Here is a 2591-nt window from a genome sequence, read left to right as displayed (position 1 = left end):
TATTTGAGGGTTTGGGAGCCACTGGATATTGAGGTTGGGAGCCACCGTTATTGACTTTGAGAGCCGGTGGCCGATGGGGTGGGAGCCACCGGCTCTCGTGCGCCGGTCCCGGGGGTTAGTTCACGGCGGTGTGTTCTCGCATGTTGAAGGTGCCGGTTTCGATCCAGAGGGTGTTGTGGACGATGCGGTCCATGATGGCGTCGGCGTGGACTCCGGAGCCGAGGCGCTGGTGCCAGTCCTTCTGGGCGTACTGGGTGCAGAACACCGTCGAGGCGTGTCCGTAGCGGCGCTCGAGGAGTTCGAGCAGCATGCTGCGCATGCCCTCGTCGGGCGGGTCGAGGAGCCATTCGTCGAGCACGAGCAGCGTGAAGGCGGCGTACTTCTTCAGGAACGTCGTCTTGCCGTTCGGCTTGTCTTGCGCCAGCGCCCACGTCTCGGCCAGATCCGGCATCCGAATGTAGTGCGCCCGGATTCGGTGGGTGCAGGCCTGCTTGGCCAGAGCGCACCCGAGGTAGGACTTGCCGGAGCCGGTGAAGCCCTGGAAGACGACGTTCTGGTGCCGGTCGATGAACGAGCAGGCGCCAAGCTGGGCGATCACGCCCTGGTCCAGGCCGCGCTCGTGGAGCATGTCCAGCCGCCTGAGGTCGGCGTTCGGATAGCGCAGGCCGGCTCGCCGGATCAGGCCCTCGACTTTGGCGTGGGTGAACGTGGAGTGGGCCTCGTCGACGACGATCTTGACCTGGTCTTCGAATCCCATGCCGAGCATGAGGGTTTCATCGCGGGCCTCGAACGCCTCCAGCAGCGCGGTGGCGCCCATCTCGCGCAGCTTGCGGCGCGTCTCGGGATCGAGCCGGGTCATCGGGCACCTCCTGCGGCGTAGTAGTCGGCCCCACGCACATATCCGCCGGCGTCCTGGGCGGGCCGGTCCTGGCTGGCCCTGCCGGTCGGTGGTGCGGGTTTGTCCTGCCCGGTTTCCAGGATCGGGCGCAGGTGGGCGTACCGCGGGGAGCGGATCGGCCCGGCCAACGCGATCCGGCACGCGGCCTCGACCCGCTCCGCTGAATAGCGGCGGGTCAACCGCAAGACGGCCAGAGCGGGGTTGATGCCCTGCTCGGCGACGGGCACCGATTCGAAGATCCGATCGGTGACGACCAGCGCCGAGGGGCCGACTCGTTCGGCCCATTCACGGACTCTGCTCTGGTCCCACTGCCGGTACTTCGGCCCGGCCGGCAGATCGGCATCGTTCGTGCGGTATTCGTTGACCACCGTCTCGGGCAGCAGCACGTGGCTCGATAGCCGCTGGTGGCCGCGGTGCACTTCCAGCATCGACTCGGTGATGCGCAGGTCGACCTTGGCGCCCACGTGCGGGTACGGCACGGAGTAGTAGTTGCGGGCGAACGACACGTGGCCGTTGCGTCCGACCTTTCGGCCGTAGAACCAGCGGCTGATCTCGTACCCGGTGGCCGGCAGCGGCCGCAGCAGCTCCTTCTCCTCGGAGGCGAACACACTGGCCCGCGAGCCAGCTCGCTTCTGGAACGGCTCGGCGTTGTAGGCAGCGAGTTGGTCGGCGATCGCGAACTTGAGCTCGGCGAGCGTGGCGAACGTCTGCGTCCGGAGGGCGGCGATGACCCAGGTGGCCACGTGCGCGACGGTGTTCTCCACGCTCGGCTTGTCCTTGGGTTTGCGCACCCGGCCCGGCAGGACCGCGGCCGAATAGTGCGCCGCCATCTCCCGGTAGGCGTCATTGAGGACGATCTCGCCCTCACGGGGATGGGTGATCACGCCGGTCTTGAGATTGTCCGGCACGATCCGCGGGACCGAGCCGCCGAAGAACTCGAACATCGCCACATGAGCGCGCAGCCAGGTGTCCTGCTTCATGTCCAGGGTGGGTTCGACGAAGGCGTAGCGGGAGAACGGCAGGCACCCAACGAACAGATACACCCGCCTCGCCTCGCCAGTGACGGGATCGGTCAGGTGCATCGTCGGGCCAGACCAGTCCACTTCGACGGTCTGCCCAGCCTTGTGCCCGACCCGCGAGGCCAACCCGGCGACCTGCACGTGCTGCTGGTACTGCTTGCAGAACCGGTCGTAGCCCATCGCCGGGGAGCCCGAGTCGGCGCAGAGGTCGGTGTACTCGCCGTGCAGGAGCTTCATCGTCACGCCGACCCGGGCCATCTCCCGATGCACCTGGGCCCAGTCGGGCTCGGCGAACACGCTGTCGTGCTCACCCCGGCCCGGGAACAACAGCGAGTACACCTCGCCGTCCGGTAGATCTGCGACGTCGTCCCAGCCGAGCTCGGCGGCATCAGCGGCCTCCAGCACCGCAGCGACGCTGTTGCGCGAGATCCGCTGCGAGGCCGCGATCGCCCGCCCGGACAGGCCTTCGGCCCGTAACTGCAAGACGAGTTTCGCCTTGATCTTCCTTACCATTGGGAACTGCTCCTTTCGCCAGGTGCCCGTTACACCCAGCGGGAGGAGCCTAAGAAGGTGGCTCTGAAGCCGAATAACGGTGGCTCCGACGGCGTCCAACGCGTCAAGCCGCCGCTGGCTCCCAGGCCCGATATGACTGGCCCTCAGAAGAGCGAATACTC

General features: G+C 67.0%; 2 protein-coding genes. Both read right to left on the bottom strand.

Features of this window, described 5'->3' with window-relative positions; translation table 11 throughout:
* Positions 1–115: 115 nt before the first annotated feature.
* Positions 116–859: an ATP-binding protein gene (locus DCI01S_RS16320; protein ID WP_017836422.1), complete on the bottom strand. Its 744-nt coding sequence runs from the start codon at positions 857–859 to the stop codon at positions 116–118.
* On the bottom strand, positions 856–2430 hold the full coding sequence (istA, locus tag DCI01S_RS16315) for an IS21 family transposase (protein WP_061230188.1): 1575 nt from the start codon (positions 2428–2430) through the stop codon (positions 856–858). Before istA ends, DCI01S_RS16320 begins: the two co-directional genes overlap by 4 nt.
* Positions 2431–2591 lie beyond the last annotated feature (161 nt).

This window comes from Dietzia cinnamea NBRC 102147, from assembly GCF_001571065.1.
GTDB classification, from domain to species: domain Bacteria; phylum Actinomycetota; class Actinomycetes; order Mycobacteriales; family Mycobacteriaceae; genus Dietzia; species Dietzia cinnamea.
This window is presented reverse-complemented; position numbering and strand designations above follow the sequence as displayed.

What these genes read in the sequence shown, in the direction of transcription:
- istA (WP_061230188.1), bottom strand. Translation starts at nt 2,430, where the DNA reads ATGGTAAGGAAGATCAAGGCGAAACTCGTCTTGCAGTTACGGGCCGAA.
- DCI01S_RS16320 (WP_017836422.1), bottom strand. Translation starts at nt 859, where the DNA reads ATGACCCGGCTCGATCCCGAGACGCGCCGCAAGCTGCGCGAGATGGGC.